The 20,800-nt window shown below is 71.7% G+C and carries 18 protein-coding genes; 11 read left to right on the plus strand and 7 right to left on the minus strand.

Annotated elements, in window-relative coordinates; translation table 11 throughout:
* Positions 1-37: 37 nt before the first annotated feature.
* Positions 38-511 (plus strand): GNAT family N-acetyltransferase, encoded by a 474-nt coding sequence (locus EV684_RS08390; RefSeq protein WP_132646099.1) that lies wholly within the window; start codon positions 38-40, stop codon positions 509-511.
* Between the two features lie 6 nt (positions 512-517).
* On the opposite strand, the gene EV684_RS08395 is transcribed toward EV684_RS08390, so the two are convergent.
* The gene (locus EV684_RS08395) at positions 518-2,254 is read right to left on the minus strand and encodes a sensor domain-containing diguanylate cyclase (RefSeq protein ID WP_132646101.1); all 1,737 of its coding nucleotides are present in this window, start codon (positions 2,252-2,254) and stop codon (positions 518-520) included.
* Between the two features lie 342 nt (positions 2,255-2,596).
* On the opposite strand from EV684_RS08395, the gene EV684_RS08400 reads away from it, so the two are divergent.
* The 3 genes from EV684_RS08400 to panC all read left to right on the plus strand — a co-directional run bounded on the left by EV684_RS08400 (position 2,597) and on the right by panC (position 5,987).
* Positions 2,597-4,189 (plus strand): aspartate:alanine exchanger family transporter, encoded by a 1,593-nt coding sequence (locus EV684_RS08400; RefSeq protein ID WP_132646103.1) that lies wholly within the window; start codon positions 2,597-2,599, stop codon positions 4,187-4,189.
* A 96-nt stretch (positions 4,190-4,285) separates the two neighbouring features.
* Positions 4,286-5,134: a 3-methyl-2-oxobutanoate hydroxymethyltransferase gene (gene panB, locus EV684_RS08405; RefSeq protein WP_132646105.1), complete on the plus strand. Its 849-nt coding sequence runs from the start codon at positions 4,286-4,288 to the stop codon at positions 5,132-5,134.
* Between the two features lie 7 nt (positions 5,135-5,141).
* Positions 5,142-5,987, plus strand: coding sequence for a pantoate--beta-alanine ligase (gene panC / locus EV684_RS08410; protein WP_132646107.1), 846 nt, complete (start codon positions 5,142-5,144; stop codon positions 5,985-5,987).
* A 264-nt stretch (positions 5,988-6,251) separates the two neighbouring features.
* On the opposite strand, the gene EV684_RS08415 is transcribed toward panC, so the two are convergent.
* Positions 6,252-6,818: an acetate uptake transporter gene (locus EV684_RS08415; RefSeq protein WP_132646109.1), complete on the minus strand. Its 567-nt coding sequence runs from the start codon at positions 6,816-6,818 to the stop codon at positions 6,252-6,254.
* Between the two features lie 319 nt (positions 6,819-7,137).
* Between EV684_RS08415 and EV684_RS08420 the strand changes: the two genes are divergently transcribed.
* Together EV684_RS08420 and EV684_RS08425 are read left to right on the plus strand one after the other, a co-directional pair.
* Positions 7,138-7,737 (plus strand): FMN-dependent NADH-azoreductase, encoded by a 600-nt coding sequence (locus tag EV684_RS08420; RefSeq protein ID WP_132646111.1) that lies wholly within the window; start codon positions 7,138-7,140, stop codon positions 7,735-7,737.
* A gap of 52 nt (positions 7,738-7,789) precedes the next feature.
* The gene (locus EV684_RS08425; protein WP_029718892.1) at positions 7,790-8,284 is read left to right on the plus strand and encodes an acyl-CoA thioesterase; all 495 of its coding nucleotides are present in this window, start codon (positions 7,790-7,792) and stop codon (positions 8,282-8,284) included.
* A gap of 18 nt (positions 8,285-8,302) precedes the next feature.
* Here the strand turns inward: EV684_RS08425 and EV684_RS08430 are convergent, their stop codons facing one another.
* Entirely contained in the window at positions 8,303-9,319 is a 1,017-nt protein-coding gene (locus tag EV684_RS08430; RefSeq protein ID WP_132646325.1) for a CysB family HTH-type transcriptional regulator, read from the minus strand.
* 191 nt (positions 9,320-9,510) lie between these two features.
* Between EV684_RS08430 and EV684_RS08435 the strand changes: the two genes are divergently transcribed.
* The 3 genes from EV684_RS08435 to EV684_RS08445 all read left to right on the plus strand — a co-directional run bounded on the left by EV684_RS08435 (position 9,511) and on the right by EV684_RS08445 (position 13,651).
* On the plus strand, positions 9,511-10,404 hold the full coding sequence (locus EV684_RS08435) for a flagellin N-terminal helical domain-containing protein (protein ID WP_132646113.1): 894 nt from the start codon (positions 9,511-9,513) through the stop codon (positions 10,402-10,404).
* A 122-nt stretch (positions 10,405-10,526) separates the two neighbouring features.
* Positions 10,527-12,443 (plus strand): O-linked N-acetylglucosamine transferase, SPINDLY family protein, encoded by a 1,917-nt coding sequence (locus tag EV684_RS08440; RefSeq protein WP_132646115.1) that lies wholly within the window; start codon positions 10,527-10,529, stop codon positions 12,441-12,443.
* A 14-nt stretch (positions 12,444-12,457) separates the two neighbouring features.
* Positions 12,458-13,651, plus strand: a complete 1,194-nt coding sequence (locus EV684_RS08445) for an HD-GYP domain-containing protein (protein WP_132646117.1) — start codon at positions 12,458-12,460, stop codon at positions 13,649-13,651.
* 593 nt (positions 13,652-14,244) lie between these two features.
* On the opposite strand, the gene EV684_RS23975 is transcribed toward EV684_RS08445, so the two are convergent.
* Positions 14,245-14,415, minus strand: coding sequence for a hypothetical protein (locus EV684_RS23975; RefSeq protein ID WP_165908436.1), 171 nt, complete (start codon positions 14,413-14,415; stop codon positions 14,245-14,247).
* 170 nt (positions 14,416-14,585) lie between these two features.
* On the opposite strand from EV684_RS23975, the gene EV684_RS08450 reads away from it, so the two are divergent.
* Both EV684_RS08450 and EV684_RS08455 read left to right on the plus strand, forming a co-directional pair.
* Positions 14,586-15,059 (plus strand): hypothetical protein, encoded by a 474-nt coding sequence (locus EV684_RS08450; RefSeq protein WP_132646119.1) that lies wholly within the window; start codon positions 14,586-14,588, stop codon positions 15,057-15,059.
* A gap of 862 nt (positions 15,060-15,921) precedes the next feature.
* On the plus strand, positions 15,922-16,812 hold the full coding sequence (locus tag EV684_RS08455) for a hypothetical protein (RefSeq protein WP_132646121.1): 891 nt from the start codon (positions 15,922-15,924) through the stop codon (positions 16,810-16,812).
* Here EV684_RS08455 and EV684_RS08460 read toward each other — a convergent pair.
* From EV684_RS08460 to EV684_RS08470, 3 genes are read right to left on the minus strand one after another with little or no spacing between them, the layout of a single operon-like run.
* Positions 16,793-18,892: a flagellar biosynthesis protein FlhA gene (locus tag EV684_RS08460; protein WP_132646123.1), complete on the minus strand. Its 2,100-nt coding sequence runs from the start codon at positions 18,890-18,892 to the stop codon at positions 16,793-16,795. The genes EV684_RS08455 and EV684_RS08460 overlap by 20 nt on opposite strands.
* A complete protein-coding gene (locus EV684_RS08465; protein WP_132646125.1) occupies positions 18,889-20,028 on the minus strand; it encodes an EscU/YscU/HrcU family type III secretion system export apparatus switch protein in 1,140 nt (379 codons plus the stop codon). Before EV684_RS08465 ends, EV684_RS08460 begins: the two co-directional genes overlap by 4 nt.
* Entirely contained in the window at positions 20,021-20,800 is a 780-nt protein-coding gene (locus EV684_RS08470) for a flagellar biosynthetic protein FliR (protein WP_132646127.1), read from the minus strand. The genes EV684_RS08465 and EV684_RS08470 overlap by 8 nt, the downstream gene beginning before the upstream one ends.

Raw genomic sequence — 20,800 nt, forward strand, 5'->3', positions numbered from 1 at the left:
TCATCGGCCGTCTCGACCGCCTTCCTGCCGCCCCACGATGCAGACCCCGCCGGGGCCGACTGAACCCCTGCACATCGCGCCACTCGCCGCCGCCGACGTGCCCGCCGTGCGCGCCCTGCTCGTCGCCGGCCTGACCGAACGCTGGGGCGGCTACGAGCCGCGCTTCAACCCCGACATCGAGGCCCTGGGCCGCGCCTTCGACGGCCGGCTGACGCTGGTCGCGCGCCAGGGCGCGGTCATCGTCGCCACCGGGGCGCTGCGCCCGGCCGGCGCCGGGCGCTTCGAGATCGTGCGCATGTCGGTCGCACGCGGGCAGCGCCGCCGCGGCGTCGGCGCGCGCGTGCTGGCGGCACTGGTGGACGCGGCGCGCGAGCGCGGCGCCCGCGAGCTGGTGCTCGAAACCACGCTCGGCTGGCAATCGGCCATCGACTTCTACGAGCGGCACGGCTTCCGGCGCACGCACGTGCAAGGCGAGGACCTGTGGTTCGTGCGGCCGCTGGCGGCCGGCTGAGCGGCTTCAGCCGGGCTGGAAACCGCGCGCCGCGACGCAGCGGTTGCGGCCCTGGCCCTTGGCTTCGTACAGCGCCAGGTCGGCCTGCTGCAGCGCGGCGCTGACCGGCACCGCGCTGCCGTCGGCCCAGGCGCAGCCGGCGCTCACCGTCACCTCGCCGATGCCGCCGAAGTCGTGATGCTGGATCGTCTCGCGGATCTTCTCGGCCACGCGCATCGTGTCGGCGCGTTCGCCCAGCTCGGGCAGCAGCACCGCGAACTCCTCGCCGCCCAGGCGCGCGGCCAGGTCGGTCTCGCGGATCGAGCTTTCCAGCAGCCGCGCGATCTGCTGCAGCACGCGGTCGCCGGTGGCGTGGCCGAAGCGGTCGTTGACGTTCTTGAAGTGGTCGATGTCCAGCAGCAGCAGGCCGAAGCCGCTGCCCGAGCGCCGGCTGCGCGCCTGCTCCTCGGCGGCGCGCTGCTCGAACGCACGCCGGTTGGCCAGGCCGGTGAGCGCGTCCTGCGCGGCCAGCCGGGCGAGCTCGTCGTTGGCACGCGAGAGCTGGCGCGTGCGTTCGGCCACCGTCTCCTCCAGGTGGGCGTTGGCCTGTTCCAGCCGCGCCTCGCGGTCGAGCAGGGTCTCGGTCATCACGCGCACCGCGTCGGACAGCGCGGTGATCTCCGGCGAACCGCCGTCGCGCGGGAAGGCCGCCGCGCCGCCGCGCCCTTCGCGCACCGCCTTCACCGCGGTCACCAGGCGCTCCAGCGGCCGGCTGATGCGCGCGGCCAGCACGTAGGCCAGCGCGGCGACGATCAGCGAGGCCGCCAGCCCGATCATGAACAGCCGGTCGCGCAGCTGCAGCACCGGCGCGGTGGCGGCAGCCGAGGGCTGGCGCAGCACGACGCTCCAGCCCAGGTCGGAGTGCTGGGTGGCCGGAACGCGTGCACGGGCCACCAGGAAGGTGCTGCCGCCCGGGTCGGCCTGCATGCCGAAGCGGTCCAGCCCCGGAGCGCCGGGCAGCGGCGTGCCGGGTGGGCGCAGCGGATACAGCACCGAGCCGTCGCGCCCGAGGATCAGGACCTCGGTCTGCGCGGCCGTCGGATCCTCGTGCACGGCGCGGCGCAGCGCGGCGGCGATCCAGTCCCAGTGCACGTGGGCGGCCAGCACGCCGCGCACCTCGCCGGCCGGGCCGATCACCGGCGTGGCCAGGTCGATGAAACGCGGCGGCTCGCCGCCGGGCGCGCGCTCGCCCATCAGCTCGGCCAGCAGCGCGGCCTCGTGCACGTCGCCGGTGTGGAAGCCCACGAGCCCGGCGCTGAACCAGGGGCGCGCGCGCACGTCGGCGCCCAGCAGCAGACCGCCGGTCGCGTTGAGCACCCGGCCGTCCAGGCTGGCCACGCCCATCCAGGCGTACTCGGCGTTGGTCTCCTTGCGCAGGGCCAGCGAACGTGCCACGCGCTCGGAATCCAGCGGGTTCTCGGCCAGCGAGGGCACGCGGCCGAGGATCTCGATCTCCTTCTCGCGCTCCTGCAGCCGCGACGCGAGCCCGAAAGCCGCCGAGCGCGCCGCGCTCAACAGCTGGTAGCCGCCGAAACGTTCGCGCTCCAGCGTCGCCAGGCGCGCCGCGTACAGGCCCACGCCGAGCAGCGTGCACAGCGCCAGGCCGCCGGCCCCCAGCGTGAGCCGCAGGCGAAACGAGCCCCAGGCCCGCGGCGAGGTCTCGGGCGAGCCGCTCACGCGGCCGCCCGGCAGTCGGCCGGCCATTGCCGTGGGGCGGGAACGGTGCCCGGACGAGGCCTCATGACGGCTGGCCGTGGCCGGCGCTGGCGGACGGCTTGCGCTTGCACATGGCCGCGACTGTGACCGAGCGCGGCGGCGGTGTCACCTGTCGTCATGTCGCGCCCGGGGCCGGCGTTTCGCCCACGCCCGGCCGGCCTTACATTCGGGCGGCCCGGCGCGGGCCCTGCCCTGCGCCGTCCGCGGCTTGCGTGGCGGCCGCTCCCCTGGATCGGGGGCGTCCCCGTGCGGCAGGCGGCCGGTGCGGCGATGCTCGGCGCGCATCTGTCCGACCGTTCCACGCCAACGAGCTTTTTCGCCCCGACGCCCATGGATTTCGTGCTCGCCTATCTCGCCCGGCAGGAGATCCTGCTGCTGTTCCTGCTCGTCGGCTTCGGCGCGCTGGCCGGCCATGTCAGGTTCTCCGGCGTCTCGCTGGGGGCCGCCGCGGTGCTGTTCCTGGCGATCGCGGCCAGCGCCTGGGCCAAGTCGCGCGGCCACGAGTTCGTCGTGCCCGAGGCGCTGGGCACGCTGGGGCTGACGCTGTTCACCTTCGCCATCGGCGTGATGTCGGGGCCGGGCTTCTTCGCATCGCTGCGGCGCGGCATCTGGCCGATCCTGGCCACCGTCGCGGTGCTGTCCAGCGCGGCGCTGGTGGCGGTGCTCGGCGGCCGGCTGCTGGGGCTGGACCCGGCGCTGGTGTCCGGCGCCTTCGCCGGTGCGGTGACCAACACGCCGGCGCTGGCGGCCGCGCGCGAGGCCTCGGGCAACAGCCCGCTGCCGACGATCGGCTACGCCGTGACCTACGTCTTCGGCGTCATCGGCATGCTGCTGGCGGCGCAGCTGGCGCTGCGCGGCCGCGCCAACGACCGCGACGCGCCGGCGCCGCTGGTCAACCGCACGGTGCGCGTGGAGACCAGCGACGAACCGCGCATCGGCGAGATCGAACGCCGCCACGAGGGCCGCGTGCGTTTCTCTCGCGTCAAGCACGGCGGCAGCCGTTTCCCGACCCAGGCCCCGGGCGACGAGAACGTGCTGCGCCGCAACGACCTGGTCACCGTCGTCGGCCCCGAGGACATCGTCGCGCGCGTGGCCAACGAGCTGGGCCACGCCTCCTCGCACACGCTGCACGCCGACCGCAGCGAACTCGACTTCCGCCGCATCACGCTGTCCAACACCCAGCTCGCCGGCAACACGATCTCCGGGCTGGGGCTGATGCGGCGTTTCGGCGCCACCGTCACGCGTGTGCGCCGCGGCGACGTCGACATGCTGGCCAACGACGACCTGGTGCTGCAGCCCGGCGACCGCGTGCGTGTCATCGCGCCGCGCACGCAGATGGCGGCGGTGTCGGCCTTCCTCGGCGACTCCGAGCGCGGGCTGTCGGACATCAACCCGATCGCGCTCGGCCTGGGCATGGCCGCCGGCATCCTGCTGGGCAAGTTCGTCTTCCCGGTGCCGGGTGCCGAGTTCTCGATCGGCTCGGCCGCCGGCACGCTGGTGCTGGGGCTGGTCTTCGGCCAGCTCTGCCGCATCGGGCCGATCGTCACGACGCTGCCGCATTCGGCGGCCCAGGCGCTGGCCGAGCTGGGGCTGCTGATCTTCCTCGCCCAGGCCGGCACCAAGGCCGGCGGCCAGCTCGGTGCGGCCTTCGCGTCCGGGGCCTGGATCGACCTGCTGCTGCTCGGGCTGATGGTCACGGCGACCACCGCCCTGGGCATCACGATCCTGATGCGGCGTGTCTTCGGCATGGGCAGCACGCGGCTGGCCGGGGTGCTGGCCGGCACGCAGACGCAGCCGGCGGTGCTGGCGTTCGCCAACGGCCGCACCGGCCACGACAGCCGCGTCGCCCAGGGTTACGCGCTGGTCTACCCGGCGGCGATGATCACCAAGATCCTGCTCGGCCAGCTGCTGGGCGGTCTGTAGCGGCGGCGCCGTCGCCCGCGTGTCCCCGCGGCGCGCGGGCCGGCGCGGTGCGCGCCCATAATCGCGCCCGTTCCGACACCGCCCCCCGCCGCCGCCATGAGCGTCCACGTCACCGACTCCCCCGCGGGGGCCTCGCGCCCGCGCATGAACCTCGTGCGCCTGCGCGAGATGGCCGCACGCGACGAGCCGATCGCGATGCTGACCTGCTACGAGGCCACGCTCGCCCGCCTCGTGGACGCCGCCGGCGTCGACGTCGTGCTCGTCGGCGACTCGCTGGGCAACGTCGTGCAGGGGCGCTCGAGCACGCTGCCGGTGGACCTGGGCCACATGGCCTACCACACCGAATGCGTCGCGCGCGGCCTGTGCTCGGCCTGGCTGATCGGCGACCTGCCGTTCGGCAGCTACGAGGCCTCGCCGCAGCAGGCGCTGGAGTCGGCGATCACGCTGATGCGTGCCGGCGCCCAGATGGTCAAGCTCGAAGGCGGCGGGCCGATGGTCGAGACGGTGCGTTTCCTCGCCGACCGCGGCATCCCGGTCTGCGCCCACCTCGGGCTGACGCCGCAGCGGGTGCACGCGCTGGGCGGCTTTCGCGTCCAGGGGCGTGACGCCGCGGGCGCCGAGACGCTGGTCGCCGAAGCCCAGGCCATGGCCCAGGCCGGCGCGGCGATGCTGGTGCTGGAGCTGGTGCCCTCGGCCGTCGCGCGCCAGGTGCGCGCCGCGGCGCCCGGGCTGATCACGATCGGCATCGGCGCCGGCCCGGACACCCACGGCCAGGTGCTGGTGCTGCACGACATGCTGGGCTGGACGCCGGGCCGGCGGCCGCGTTTCGTGCACGACTTCAGCCGCCACGGCGAACACACGCGCAGCGTGCAGGACGCCGCCGCCGCCTACGTCGCCGAGGTCAAGGCCCGGCGTTTCCCCGACCCCGTGCAGCACGGCTACTGAGTCCACGATGAAGACGATCCACACCATCGCCGAGCTGCGCGCCGCGCTCGCCGGCTGCACGCGCACGGCCTTCGTGCCGACGATGGGCAACCTGCACGACGGCCACCTGGCGCTGGTGCGCCAGGCGGCGACGCTGGGCGGCCCGGTCGTCGCCAGCGTCTTCGTCAACCGGCTGCAGTTCCTGCCGCACGAGGACTTCGACCGTTATCCGCGCACGCTGGCGCGCGACGCCGAGCTGCTGGCCGGCGCCGGCTGCGACCTCCTGTTCGCGCCCGACGAGGCCGAGCTCTACCCCGAGCCGCAGGTCTTCCGCGTGGCGCCGCCGTCGGCGCTGGCCGACATCCTCGAAGGCGAGTTCCGGCCGGGTTTCTTCGGCGGCGTCTGCACCGTCGTGATGAAGCTCTTCGGCATCGTGCAGCCGGCGATCGCGGTCTTCGGCCGCAAGGACTACCAGCAGTGGCGCGTGATCGACGCGATGGCGCGCCAGTTCGCGCTGCCCACGCAGGTGGTGGCCGGCGAGACGGTGCGTGCCGCCGACGGCCTGGCGCTGAGTTCGCGCAACGGCTACCTGAGCGAGGCCGAGCGCGCCGAGGCGCCGGCGCTGGCGGCGGCGCTGCGTTCGCTGGCCGAGGCCACGCGTGCTGCGGCCGACCCGGCGGCACTGGCCGCCGCCGAAGCCGAGGCCACCGCGGCGCTGCGCGAGCGCGGCTGGGCGCCGGACTATCTGACGGTGCGCTGTCGTGAGTCGCTGCTGCCGCCCGACGCCCAGGCGCTGGCCGAAGGCCGGCCGCTGGTGGCGCTGGCCGCCGCGCGGCTGGGCGCGACGCGCCTGATCGACAACTTCGAGTTCTGAGGCTGGACGTGCAGGGCCGGAAGGCCCAGCACGCCTGCCGAAGGCCGGAGCGCGACTTCACGCGCGACGGCTGAGGCGGCCAGCCGAAGCGGCACGAACTGTCAACGCTTGTGGGTTCGTCGAGCGGACCCGAGGGTTTTTTCGGAGATAATACGTGTGCGTCGCGGCCTTCAAGTCGTCGACGTTCGTCTATTTCTCTTCATGACCTTCAATATCCCGCGGGCTTGCCCGCGGGATACTTTTTTGAAGAGTTACCGACGAGTTTCACGCGCCGATCGGCAGGATACTCCGGCCATATTGCGCGTGGAGCACCTCGGCCATCGCCAGGTAGATCGCCGAGAGACCGCAGACGATGCCCTCGAAGCCGGCGATCACGCCGATCGTCGCCGAGCCGCTGAAGTCGCGCGCCGCGAGCAGCGCGAACAGCAGCGTCAGGCTGCCGAAGACGAACTGGATCGCGCGGTTGCTGCGCCAGGTGCCGACCCACATCCAGGCCGTGAACACGCCCCACATCACCAGGTACCAGCCCATGTAGCCTTCGGGCGTGGCGTCGGCCCAGCCGATCTTGGGCAGCACGATCAGCGCCACCAGCGAGAGCCAGAAGAAGCCGTAGCTGACGAAGGCGGTGAGGCCGAAGGTGTTGCCCTTGCGGAACTCCAGGATGCCCGCGAGGATCTGCGCGGCGCCGCCGTAGCACAGGCCCATGGCGAGCACCATGGCGCTCATCGGGAAGAATCCTGCGTTGTGGATGTTGAGCAGGACGGTGGTCATGCCGAACCCCATCAGGCCGAGCGGCGCAGGGTTGGCGAAATGATCGGTGGAAGCTGACATGCGAGCCCTCGCGGAGGCTGGATAAAAAGGCTCGCGACTGTATCAGGGTATACCCTAAATTCTGATATCCGATGGTTTTTCTGTGGATTTCCGCGGGAATTAACGGGATATTCGATGGCGTGATCGCCGGTGCCGCTCGGTGGCCTGGTGCTTCATTCGAATTTTTGCAATCGAGGCGTCGAGACGAGCGAACGCCAGGCCCCTGCGGCGCGCCCAGAATCGTCGCTGTACCGAAAGCGCCCTCGGTGACGCCGCCCCAGGTGGCGTGTGCAAACCGATCGAACGGCGCCACCGGCCCGACTTCCTACAGGACTGCACGATGAAGATCCTCCAGATCAATGCCAGCGCCCGCCGCGAAGGCGCCAACTCGACCCGCGTCGCCCAGGACATCGTCGCCCGCCTGCGCGCCGAGCATCCCGATGCCGAGCTGACCGTTCGCGACCTCGCCGCCGACCCGCTGCCGGTGCTCGACGAAGCCGCACTCGCGGCGCTGTTCACCCCGGCGGCGATGCGCACGCCGGAGCAGGCCGCGCGTGTGGCCGTCGCCGACGCCGCGGTGGCCGAGCTGCAGGCCCACGACCTCATCGTGCTCGGCGTGCCGATGTACAACTTCGGCGTGCCGGTGCAGTTCAAGAACTGGATCGACGCCGTGGCCCGCGCCGGCCTCACCTTCCGCTACACCGCCAACGGCCCCGAGGGCCTGGTGACGGGCAAGAAGGTCATCGTCGGCCTGGCGCGCGGCGGCATCTACCGCGACACGCCGGCGGACTCGCAGGTGCCCTACCTGAAGTCGGTGCTCGGTTTCCTCGGCATGACCGACCTGCGTTTCGTCTACGCCGAAGGCCTGAACATGGGCCCCGAGGCCGCGGCGCGCGGCTTCGATCAGGCGCAAGCCGACATCGCGGCCGCCCTGGCATGATCGTCCGCGGCGGCGGCTGCCGCCGCAGACTTTCACCGAGGACCCCGTGACGATCGCCTTGCCCGCCCACGAACTGCAGATGACGGTGCTGATGACACCGGACACCGCCAACTTCTCGGGCAAGGTGCACGGCGGGGTCATCCTGCGCCACCTCGACCAGGTGGCCTACGCCTGTGCCGCGCGCTACGCCGGGCGCTACGTCGTCACGCTGAGCGTCGACCAGGTGATGTTCCGCCAGCCGATCCAGGTCGGCGAGCTGGTCACCTTCCTCGCCTCGGTCAACCACACCGGGCGCTCGTCGATGGAGATCGGCATCAAGGTGCTGGCCGAGGACATCCGCGCCGGCGTCGTGCGCCACGTCAACAGCTGCTTCTTCACGATGGTCGCGGTCGACGACGGTGGCCAGCCGGTGGCCGTGCCGGCGCTGGAGCCGCGCACGCCCGACCAGAAGCGCCGCCACGCCGCCGCCGAGATGCGCCGCGCGATGCGCCGCGAGATGGAGGCCAAGGCCGCCGCGATCCACGAGGCGCACGCGCGCGGCGAGTGAGCGCCGCCGCGGCGGCGCTCAGCCGCCGGCCACGGCGTCGGCCGGTGCACGCCAGGGGCTGGGCGGCGGCGGCTCGGGCGAGAGCTCCAGCGGCTGGCCGTGCGGCGTGGCCAGCGCGCGGTCGACCAGCGCGCGCGACAGCGGCGAGGCGAAGGTCTGGATGAAGTCGTAGGCGTAGTCGCGCAGGTAGCTGCCGCGGCGCACCGCCAGCCGCGTCGTGTTCACCTCGAACAGATGGCGCACGTCGATCGCGTGCAGGCCGTGGTCGCGCGCCGGGTCGTAGGCGATGGAGGCGACGATGCCCACGCCCAGGCCGAGCTCGACGTAGGTCTTCACGGCGTCGGCGTCCATCGCCGCGAGCACGATCTCGCGCTCCAGGTGCTCGCGCTCGAAGGCCTCGTCGATGTGGCGCCGGCCGGTGTAGCCGGGTTCGTAGGTCACCAGCGGGAACTGCGCCAGGCGCTCCAGCGTCAGGCGCTCGCCGCGCCGGTCCTCGTCGGCCAGCGGATGCGTCTGCGGCACGACGACCACGTGGCTCCAGCGGTAGCAGGGCAGGGCGACGAGCTCGTCGAAGTCGGCCAGCGCCTCGGTGGCCACGCCGATGTCGGCCTCGCCGTCGATCAGCCAGCGCGCGATCTGGCGCGGCGAACCCTGGTTCAGGTGCAGCGTGACCTGTGGGTTGGCGGCGAGGAAGTCGCGCACCACCGGCGGCAGCGCGTAACGCGCCTGCGAGTGCGTCGCCGCCACCGTCAGCGTGCCGCTGCCGGCACGCGCGAAGTCGGCGCCGGCGCGCTTCAGGTTGTCGGCCTCGGCGAGCAGGCGCTCGATGATCGGCAGCGCCACCTTGCCGGGTTCGGTGAGCCCGGTCAGGCGCTTGCCGACCCGCACGAAGAGGTCGACGCCGAGTTCGTCCTCGAGCTCGCGGACCTGGCGGCTGACACCCGGCTGCGAGGTGTGCAGCACCTCGGCGACCGAGGTGAGGTTGAAGCGTTGCCGGACGGCTTCGCGGGCGGCGCGCAGTTGCTGGAAGTTCACGCCGGCGATGTTGGCGGCGCAGCTTGCGCGCACGAACGAATCGATTCGCCGACCCTCATGCGCTGGCCGCATATGGACGGGTGCCTGGGCCGGTGCCTGCCGGCGGTTTAAGAAATTCCGCGCGCCGTCGCCCTGTGTGGACGAGACCGAGGCGCAACGTTCTCGGACCACCACCCCACCGGAGCACCGTCATGCTGAGCCTTCACACCAACGCCGCCTCCCTGTCCACGCAGAACTCCGTCGGCAACACCCAGCGTTCGCTGTCCTCGTCGATGAGCAAGCTGGGCACCGGCTACCGCGTCAATTCCGCGATGGACGACGCCGCCGGCCTGCAGATCGCCACCCGCCTGGACGCCCAGACGCGCGGCATGGCCGTCGCCCAGAAGAACACCCAGAACGGCATCTCGATGATGCAGACCGCCGAAGGCGCGCTGAGCGAGGTGACCTCGATCGTCCAGCGCATGAAGGACCTGGCCACCGAGTCGGCCACGGCCTCGACCTCGGAAGACGACCGCACCGCGCTGCAGTCCGAGTACGACGCGCTGGGCACCGAACTCGGCAACATCCTGAAGAACACCTCGTTCGGCGGCGCCAAGCTGTTCAGCGACGGCACGACGACCGACGGCACGGGCGGCCTGCTCGACGCGACCGAGCTGACCTTCCAGATCGGCGCCTCCTCGGGCGAGACGATGAAGGTCGACACCCAGACCGGCCTGGGCGCGCTGGCCACCGCGCTGGACGCGATCAGCTCCAACTACGCCGCCAGCGGCACCGCCGGCACCGAGCTCGGCACGACCGACCCGGCGACGGCCAACGGCATGATCGACAAGCTCGAGGACGCGCTCGACGCCATCGGCACCTACCGTTCGACGCTGGGCGCGGCCTCCAACCGCCTCGACCACGTCTACAACAACCTGGCGAACATGAGCACCAACACCTCGGCCGCCAAGAGCCGGATCATGGACGTCGACTACGCCAGCGAGACGGCCAACATGACCTCGCAGCAGCTGCTGCTGCAGGCCGGCACCTCGATGCTCAAGCAAAGCGGCAGCATGTCGCAGCTGGCCCTGTCGCTGCTCAGCTGATCCCCCGGACGCGGCGCATCGGCGCCGCGCGGCGCGGGCCAGATCCGCGCCCCCCAGGCCGACCGGCGAGCGCCGGCCGGCCTTCGTGCCGTGTGCAGCGGCAGCCGAGCGAGGAAGACACGATGGGAAGTCCGGCAGTGCAGGCCCGCAGCGGGCGCGATTCGTCCTGGCAGGCCGGGGTGGCCGCCGCCGAGCGTGGGCGCTGGGATGAAGCCGAGCGTGCGTTCCAGCGCGTGCTGCGCACCGAGCCGCGAGCGTCCGAGGTCTGGCTGGCGCTGTCGCGCGCGCGGCTGCACCTGGGGCGGGCGGAGGCGGCCGCCGCCGACGCGCGCCGCGCCCTGGAGCTGCAGCCTTCCGTGCTCGGCGGCCTGCAGCTCGCCGCCTGCCTGGGCCGGCTGCACCGCCATGCCGAGCTCGCCCAGGCGCTGCAGCCGCTGGCCGAGCGCCTGCCGCCTTCGGCCGATCTGCTGTCGGCGCTGGGCGGCGCGCTGCTGCTGGCCGATCGCCCGCAGGAAGCGCTGCAGCCGCTGATCCGCGCCAACACGATGCGCATCGACGACGCGCTGTCGCACTACCGCCTGGGGCTGGTGTTGAAGCGCCTGGGCGCCGAGGCCCAGGCGGCGATCTGCTTTCGCACCGCGCTGGCCGTCGACCGCGAGCGTGCGGTGGCGCCGCTGGTGCTGCCGCTGCTGGTGCACTCGGCGCAGCAGAGCTGCGACTGGAGCGAGCTGGACAGCGACGCCGCGGCGCTGCTGGCGCTGGTCGAGCGTGGCGGTGTCGCCGATGCCGGCCAGGTCTCGCCGTTCACGCTGCTGCCGCTGGCCAGCACGCGCGCGCAGCAGCGCCGCGCCGGCGAGCTGAGCCTCGCCCACCAGCTGCGCGGCCTGCGCCCGGTGCTGCCGCCGCCGGGGCGCCGCCGCGAGGGCCGGGTGCGCGTGGGCTACCTGTCCAACGACTTGCACGACCACGCCACCGCGGCGCTGATCGTCGGCCTGCTCGAACATCACGACCGCGAGCGTTTCGAGGTCTTCGTCTACGACCACGGCCCCGGCGGCGCCGGCGCGCTGCGCCGGCGCGTGCTGGCGGCCTGCGAACACATCGTCGACGTCGGTTCTATGGACGACGCCGCCGCCGCGCGCCGCATGCGCGCCGACGGCCTGGACATCGGCATCGACCTGAAGGGCCACACCAAGGGCTCGCGCATGGCGGTGTTCGCGCAGCGACCGGCGCCGGTGCAGCTGTCCTTCCTGGGTTATCCGGCGAGCACCGGTGCCGACTTCCTCGACTACGTGATCGGCGACACCGTCGTCACGCCGCTGGCCCACGCTGCCGACTACAGCGAGTGCATCGCCCAGATGCCGCACAGCTACCAGCCCAACGACGACCGGCGCGTGCTGCCGCCGGCGCCGTCGCGCGCCGCGCTCGGCCTGCCCGAAGAGGCGACCGTGCTGTGCTGCTTCAACCAGAGCTACAAGATCACGCCCGAGCTGGTGTCGCTGTGGGCGCGCATCCTCGGCGAACTGCCCGGCGCCGTGCTCTGGCTGCTGGCCTGGAACCCCGACGGCCAGCGCCGGCTGCAGGCCGAGCTGGAGGCGCGCGGCGTCGCGCCGGGGCGCGTCGTCTTCGCCGCGCGCCTGCCCGTCGAGCAGCATCTGGCGCGGCTGCGCTGCGCCGACCTGTTCCTCGACACCTGGCCCTGCAACGCGCACACCACCGCCAGCGAGGCCCTGTGGGCCGCGGTGCCGGTGCTCACCGTGCCCGGCGAGACCTTCGCCTCGCGCGTGGCCGCCAGCCTGGTGGCCGCCTGCGGCCTGCCCGAGCTGGCCTGCGCCGACGCCGAGGCCTACGTGCGCAGCGCCGTCGAACTCGGCCGCTCGCCCGAACGCCTGCAGGCCCTGCGCCGCCATCTGGACGAGCAGCGCCCGCTTCTGCCCTTGTTCGACACGCAGCGCTACACGCGCGACTTCGAGGCGCTGCTGCTGCGCATGCACGAGCGCCGGCTGCAGGGCCTGGCCCCGGCGGCGCTGCCCGCGGCCTGAGGAGCACGCCGACGGTGCTCAAGGAGATCGCGGTCGCCGATCTGCGGATCGGCATGTTCGTGCACAAGATCTGCGGCTCGTGGATCGAACACCCGTTCTGGCGCACGCGTTTCGCGCTGCGCGAGGCGCAGGACCTGGACAAGCTGCGCGCCAGCGGTGTCGAACGCGTGCTGATCGACCTGGAGCGCGGCGTCGACGTGCTGCCGGCGCTGGTGCCGGTCGACGAGCCGCTGCCCGACGCCGCGCCCGAGCCGGCGCCGCAGCCCGAGCCGCCGCGCGTCGGCCGCAGCTACGTGCAGGCCGCGGCGCTGTGCCGGCGCAGCCTGGCGCCGCTGCGCTCGCTGCACGACAGCGTGCGCCTGGGGCGCGCGGTGGCCACCGAAGCCTGCGAGCACCTGGTCGACGAGATCGTCGATTCGGTCGAGTACGAGCCGACGCTGCTCGTCGCCGTCGCCCGGCTCAAGGCCGCCGACGAGTACCTGTACCTGCACGCGCTGGCGGTGTCGGCGCTGATGGTGGCGCTGGCGCGCCAGATGGGGATGGCGACGCCGCAGCTGCGCGAGGCCGCGCTCGCCGGGCTGCTGCTGGACATCGGCAAGGCACGGCTGCCGGCCGAGCTGCTGACGCGCCCGGCGCGGCTGCAGGGCGACGAGCTGGCGCTGATGCGCCGCCACGCCGAGATCGGCCATGCGCTGCTCGCGCGCCTGGAGGGCGTGCCGGCTTGCGTGCTCGACGCCGTGCGCCACCACCACGAGCGCCTGGACGGCAGCGGCTACCCCGACCGGCTGCGCGGCGAGGCCATCCCGGCCTTCGCGCGCATGGCCGCGGTCTGCGACGCCTATGACGCCGTGACCTCGCGCCGCCCCTATCGCGCGCCCTGGGACCCGGGGCTGGCGATGCGCCATCTGGCGCAGTCGCCGCGCGAGTTCGACGCCGTCGTCGTGCAGCACTTCGTCAAGGCGGTCGGCATCTACCCGACCGGCACGCTGCTGCGGCTGAAGTCCGAGCGCCTGGCCGTCGTCATCGGCCGCGGCGGCTCGCTGCTGACGCCGCGGGTGCGGGTCTTCTACTCGGTGGCCGAACGCCATGCCATCGAGCCCTTCGAGCTCGACCTGTCCGACCCGCGCTGCGACGACGCGGTGGCCGGCATCGAGCCGCCGGAGGCCTGGCGTTTCACGGGGCTGGAGCAGCTCTGGCTGCGTGGGTGATCGGCGTTTGGCGGGCAGGCGGCTCTAGCGCTGCTGCTCGCGGACGGGCTCTGCCTTGCTTCGTTCGTGAACTTTGGCTGTGAGGGAAGGCCGGCGTGCTGGGGCCGCAGCGAGCCACGGTCGCCGGGTGGCCGGTTCCGTTCATGTCCCCCGGCCCGGCAAGCCGGGCCTCCTCCTAATACTTCACTCCTCCGGCCACCCGGCGCCCGCGGCAGGGCGGTACTGGGGCTGTTCGCTCGGGGGTGGTGGGCCTCCCCCCGAAGACGGGCGGTGGGCTTGGCGGCGGACGCGGGGCGGCTCAGAATCATCTGTAACCGACGCCGCTTTCGGCGTCATTTTTACGCCTGCACCGCGGGTCGCTCGGCGACGGAAATCTCAAGCGCGACAAGAACTTGAGCCTTCGTCCGAGGTGCTTGTTACGCGAGCGTTGGATTTGTTATGCGGCGTCTGGTTGCTGCATATAACAACAGTTAGGCCATCACCTTGCCACGCTGTCGTTTTCTTCGGGTTCCCTCTCAAACTTATCAATCACCAGTTCCAAAATGAATTCAAAAATCTCGTATGCATTGCTTCTCCTTTTGACCGGTTGTGCTTCAACCGGAATCATGAAGGCCGGCGAAGATCGATTCCTTGTATCCAAGACGAGCCTCCAGGTAGGGTTTGGCGCGCCAACCGCTGTTTACGCGGAAATCACCCAAGAGGCAGAAGCGTTTTGCAAAAATCAGAGCAAAGAGATGGATGTAGTCCGCACCGACATCCAGCATCCGGCACTAGGCAAGCCTGGCTCAGCCACGCTAGAGTTCCGTTGCAAGCAAAAGTCGCAGTAAGCACATCGTCTCACTGTGCCTTCGCTCCATAGCCTAACTGGTCTTTGCACACGGACGCCCATGCTTTGCATGGTCGCCGGTGAAATTGGGCGTTAGGCCTCATACAAATGACCGTCGCTCTACGTCTGCGCATTGAACACGATACCGATGGCACAGCCGAGCTATTCGTTGAGCTTCAACACAGATCCTATGCCGGTACAGGTTCCGCGTGGTTCGATGCAGAGCAACTGGCCGAAATTGGAAGGCGCCTTGCTACAACGTACCCGTTGAAGCGAGAGCATCCCATCGAGCTCAGTGGAGGCTACTGGAGTCGAAGCGGTAGCACCATCGATCAACTACACGTCGGGTTCAAGTTCTATCCAATCGGCGGCACTGGCACCATCGGTGTTCATGTCCAGCTGGCTACAGACCGCCAAGCTGACGAGCGCCCCGAAAGCCAATGCAAAGTCGCGGCCGAGATCAAGACGAACTACGAGGAACTTCGGCGCTTCGGCCTGGCGTTGAGTTCTCTCGCGGAGGGCTCAACATCACTTGCCGAGCTTCGCGCCGATGAGGCCTCTCAAGAAACTCCTCCCAAGTGATTGATGCAGGCGGAGTTTTCTAGGCGGTGGCTGAGTCAGGCGTGACCGGAACGAGCGACATGCCGAGCCGCTGCGCCTTGCGCTGCAGGTTGTGCAGCACACGCTGGCGGTATCGCTCCTCGTAGTAGGCCTGACCTTGATCGGGTGTACTCCTGGCCCTTGCTCAGCAGGCTGTAGATCAGCCGGGCGAGTTTGTGTGCGGCCGCCGTGACGGCTTTGGCCTTATCCATGCGGGCACACAGCCGCCGGTAGTACGCGCCCAGCGCCGACTGGCTGGTGCGCAGCGCCGCAGCAGCCAGCCGCAGCGCTTGGGCGGCGCGGTTGGCCGTAGGGTGGGTCCTGCCGCTCATGACCTTGCCGCCGGTGATCTTGGTGCCCGGGCACAGGCCCATCCAGGATGCGACTTCCCCTTTCCAGCGTCGGATTGCTGACTTGCACCTTCAATCCTGACGTCTCGACGTCGTGCTGGGTTGTGGGAAGTCCCTTCGTATTCCCTCCACCGGCCACCCGACGCCCGCGGCAGCCACCGGCGGTGGCGTGCGCGTGGTGTGCCACCAAAGCCTCGGAGCCGGACGTCGGGGCGTGTCCCGGAGTGAAGTATTAGGAGGAGGGCGGGCGCAGCCCGCCCGGGGGACATGAACGCAGGGACACGCCCCGGCGGCCGGCTCTTGCGCTGCTGCTCGCGGACGTGCTGCCTTGCTTGGTTCGTGAGCTTTGGCTGTGATGGAAGGCTGGCGTGCGGAGGCCTCAGCGAGCCACGGCCGCCGGGCGGCAGGAGACGCCGCAAGGGGTTTAAGCCGCATAGCCGGCAGGTCGCCCTCAATCGGTGCGCGGGGCAGACCCGCAGCTTGCAGAGGTGGATATGTCCTGGTCCCGGCTGAGCGCCGTCGCTCCGATCGTTTTCGACGCCGCCGCCGCGAGGGGCCGCGAAGCGCCGGCTGCTGCTGCGGCGCTGGCCGGCGCGCTGACGCCGCCGTTGCCCACGGCCGCCGCCGCGCCGTCCGTGCAGCCGGCCATCGTCGAGCTGCCTCCGGGTGTCGCCGTCGGCGACGTGCTGAGCTTCGAGGTCGTCGAGACCGGCGCGCGGCTGCGCCTGGCCGCACGCGGCGCGGCCGGCGCGGCGACGCCGCCGGGCTGGCAGCTCGACCCGCTGGCGCTGCGCCAGGTGCGTGGTGCCGCGCCCGACGACGCCGCGGCGCTGGCCGTGGCCTGGCGCGCCGGCATCTCGCAGCGCCTGCGTGTCGCCGCCGGCGAGCCCGGCGCGCTGGCCGCGCCGCAGACGCCGCTGCCGCCCTGGCCGGCGTCGTGGCTGGGGCTGCCGCTGGCGCTGACGATCCCGCTGCCCGACGACGGCGAAGAGGCAGCACCGCCGCCGCCGGGGCTGCGGCGCGCGCCGGCGCTGCTGCTCGTCGTCGACCTGCCGCGGCTGGGGCGTGTCGCGGCGCATCTGCAGCTGGGTGTGGGCGGGCTGTGGCTGGGCCTGGCCTGCGTGCGCCGCGAGACGCTGCCGGCACTCAAGCGTCTGCTGCCGGCGCTGGCCACGGGTTTGCGCGACGCCGGCCTGGCGCTGCTGCGCTGCCGCGTGCAGGTCGGCAGCCTGGCCGCCGGCGCGGTGCCGCTGGGCGTGCTGCCGGTGGGCTCGCTGCTGCCGCCGTCGCTGTTCGCCGCCGCGACCGAGGTCGTGCTGGCGCTGGTGCAGGCCGATGCCGGGGGAGACGACGGCGTGGACCGCCTTACCCGAGCGTCCCGATGACGCTGACCTCGCGCGACTCCGGGATCTCGTTGTACGACAGCACCGCCAGCCCCGGCGCGAACAGCCGCGCGTAACGCGCCAGCAGCGGCCGGATCTGCGGCATCACCAGCAGCACCGGGGCGGCGGCGAGCTGCTTCATCTGCTCCAGCACCATCGGCATGTGCGTCTGCAGCTGCGACAGCAGCTGGGGGTCGACCGGGAAGTTGTCCAGCGCGACCTTGGCGCCGCCCTGGCGCGCGCTGTTCAGCGCGCCCAGCAGCAGGTTCTCCAGCTCGGCGCCGAGGCTGAAGGCGCGCATCGTCGGCCCCGGGCCGGCGATGGTGTTGACGATCTGGCGGCGCAGCGTGCAGCGCACCTCGGCGGCCAGCAGCACCGGGTCCTTGGTCGTCTCGGCGTTCTCCAGCAGCGTCGTGGCGATCGGCACGATGTCCTTGATCGACACGTTCTCGGCCAGCAGCAGGCGCAGCACCTTCAGCAGCTGGCTGTGCGTGTAGGCCTTGTCCAGCGCCGCGGCGAGCTTCGGCGCCAGCGCGCCGCAGCGTTCGACCAGCGCCGGCACGTCCTCGTGGCGCAGCAGCTCGCCGAGATGCTCGCGCACGAGCTTGGAGACGTGCGTGGCGACGACGCCCGCGGGCTCGACGACCTGGTAGCCCAGCCCCAGCGCGTGCGCCTTGTGCTGCGGCTCGATCCAGGTCACCGGCAGCTGGTAGGCCGGCTCGATGCCGGGCACGCCGTCGAGCTCACCGTAGGTCTGCGGCGAGGGCAGGGCCATCAGCCGGTCGGGGAAGACCTCGGCCATCGCGATCGGCGTGCCGCCCAGCAGCACCGCGTACTGCGTCGGCCGCAGCGACAGGTCGTCGCGTGCGCCCAGGCGCGGCAGCACCAGGCCGAGCTGCTCGCTCATCGTCTGGCGCACGCCCTTGAGCCGCTTGGCCAGCGGCGCGCCCTGCGCCGGATCGACGAGCGCCGCCAGGCGGTAGCCCACGGTCACCGCCACCGGCTCGACGACCGGCAGCGAAGGCCAGTCGATCTCGGCCTCGCGTTCGGCGACCAGCGCCTGCTCGACGGCCTTGGTGGTGTCGTCGGCCGGGGCCACCACCGGGCGGCGCGCCATGCGCCAGGCGACGAAACCCAGCACCGCGGCGAAGCCGACGAAGGTCGGCCAGGGCATGCCGGGGATCGCGGCCAGCGCCAGCATCACGCCGGCGGCGCCGTAGAGCACCGGCGGCGAGGCCAGCAGCTGGCGGCCGATCTGCTGCTCGACGTCGCCCGAGTCGCTGACGCGGGTGACGATGATCGCCGCCGCCGCCGACAGCAGCAGCGCCGGGATCTGGGCCACGAGGCCGTCGCCGATCGTCAGCAGCGCGTAGGTGCGGAAGGCCTCGCCCAGCGGCAGGCCGTGCATCCAGGCGCCGATCGCGACGCCGCCGATCATGTTGATCAGCAGGATCAGGATGCCGGCGATGGCGTCGCCGCGCACGAACTTCGACGCGCCGTCCATCGCGCCGTAGAAGTCGGCCTCGGAGCCGACCTCGCGCCGCCGCGCCTGCGCCTTCTCCTGGTTGATCAGGCCGGCGTTCAGGTCGGCGTCGATCGCCATCTGCTTGCCCGGCAGCGCGTCCAGCGTGAACCGTGCCGAGACCTCGGAGATGCGCTCGGCGCCCTTCGTCACGACGACGAAGTTGATGATCATCAGGATCACGAAGACGACGATGCCGACGACGAAGTTGCCGCCGATGACGACGTTGCCGAAGCTCTCGATGACGCGGCCGGCGGCGTGCGTGCCCTCGTGGCCGTTGAGCAGCACGACGCGGGTGGACGCGACGTTGAGCGTCAGCCGCATCAGCGTCGTCGTCAGGATGATGGTCGGGAAGACCGCGAAGTCCAGCGGCCGCTGCGTCGTCACCGCGACCAGCACGACGATCACCGCGAGCACGATGTTGAACGTGAACAGCACGTCCAGCAGCAGCGGCGGCAGCGGCAGCACGACCATCGCCAGGATGGCCAGCAGGAAGACCGGGGCGGCGAGGCGGTTGCGCTTGAGCGCGGCCAGCAGGGTCTGGGTGGGGGTGGTGCTCATCGGGGCGGGTTCTCGGCCAGGTGCGCGGGCACCGGCAGGTCGTCGGGCAGTTCGGGGCGGCGCGCGCGGCGGCCGTCGCGGAAGGCCTGCAGCTGCATCACGTAGCCCAGCACCAGCGCCACGGCGCGGTACAGCGCCGCCGGCACCTGCTGGTTGACCTGGCTGGTGTGGTAGATCGCGCGGGCCAGCGGCGGCGCCTCGACGACCTGCACGCCGTGCTCGGCGGCGACGCGGCGGATGTACAGCGCCATCTCGTCGACGCCCTTGGCGACGACGAAGGGCGCCTGCGCGCGGCGTTCGTCGTATTTCAGCGCCACGGCGTAGTGCTCGGGGTTGACGATCACCGCGTCGGCGCCGGGCACGGCCTTCCTGACGCCGCGCTGGGCCATCTGGCGCTGCAGCTGGCGGATGCGCTGGCGCACCTCGGGGCGGCCTTCGGTGGTCTTGTGCTCTTCCTTGACCTCTTGCTTGCTCATGCGCTGCTGGCGGCGAAAGAGGAAGGTCTGCAGCGGCAGGTCGATGAGCGCGAAGAGCACGAACACCGCGACCATCGCCAGGATGCCGCCGCGTGCCAGCGCCAGGCCGTCGGCGAGCGCGCGGTCCAGCGTCATGCCCTGCAGCCGCAGGTAGTCCTGAGGCGCGCTGCTGGCCACGTGCCAGAGCACGGCCACCAGCGCCAGCGTCTTCAGCAGCGAGCCGGCGAACTCGGCCCAGTGGCGCGCGCCGAACAGCCGGCCCAGGTTGCTTGCCGGGTTCAGGCGCTCGGGCTTGGGCTCCAGGTTCTTCGTGCTCGCCACCCAGCCGCCGGGCATCAGGCCGGCCGCCACGGCCAGCAGCGGCACGGCCAGCAGCGGCAGCACCATCTTCAGCAGCAGCAGGACGGAGGTGCTGAACAGCGTGGACCAGGTCTCGGCGAGCGCGGCGTCACCGTCCAGCGGCACGAAGGCGGCGCCGAACAGCAGGCGGAAGTCGGCCAGGTAACCCGGCAGCAGCATCACGAAGACCTGCAGCCCGACGACGATGCCGGCGGCCGTCGCCCAGTCGCGCGAGCGCGGCACCTGGCCCTGCTCGCGCGCCTTGCGCAGCTTCTGCGGCGTGGCCTTCTCGGTCTTGTCGCCGGTGCTGTTGTCAGCCATGGCGCGTCCTCAGGCCGTGTTCGATCAGGTCGAGCACACGCTGCATCATCGCCAGGTAGTGCTCGGGCAGGTGGCGCACCAGCGCCACCAGCATCAAGAGGCCGAAGCAGGTGACGACGGCGAAACCCAGCGAGTACAGGTTCAGCGCCGGCGAGACGCGGTTGAGCAGCCCCAGGCCGATCTGCACCACCAGCGCCGACAGCACCAGCGGCAGCGCCAGCAGCATCGCCGCCGAGAACACCCAGGCCACGGCCAGCGGCAGCGCCTGCAGCGACAGCCCGGCGAGCCCGCCGCCCACCGGCCAGGCCTTGAAGCTGGCGCCGGCGACCCCGGCGACGACGAGGTGGCCGTCGACGGCGAAGAACACCAGGATGCCCAGCACCTGCAGCAGGCTGGAGACGACGTCGGAGGACTCGCCGTTCATCGGGTCGTTCATCACCGCCATCGACAGCCCGATCTGCGACGAGGCCAGGAAGCCCAGCGTGCCCAGCACGGCGTTGACGAGGTGGAAGGCCAGGCCCAGCACCAGGCCGATCAGCGCCTGTTCGACGGTGGCGGCGACGCCGGCCAGCGAGAACGGGTCTATCGGCTGCGCCGGCTGCGCGATGGGCAGCAGCACGACGGCCAGCACCAGCGCGAGCAGCACGCGCAGCGTCACCGGCAGCATCGCGTCGCCGAGGATCGCGGTGGCCGCCAGGAAGGCGAGCACGCGGCAGAAGGGCCACCACAGCTGGCCGATCAGTCCCAGCCACTGGCCGTAGATCGCTTCCAT

It is taken from the genome of Rubrivivax gelatinosus (assembly GCF_004340905.1).
GTDB classification, from domain to species: Bacteria; Pseudomonadota; Gammaproteobacteria; order Burkholderiales; family Burkholderiaceae_C; genus Rubrivivax; species Rubrivivax gelatinosus.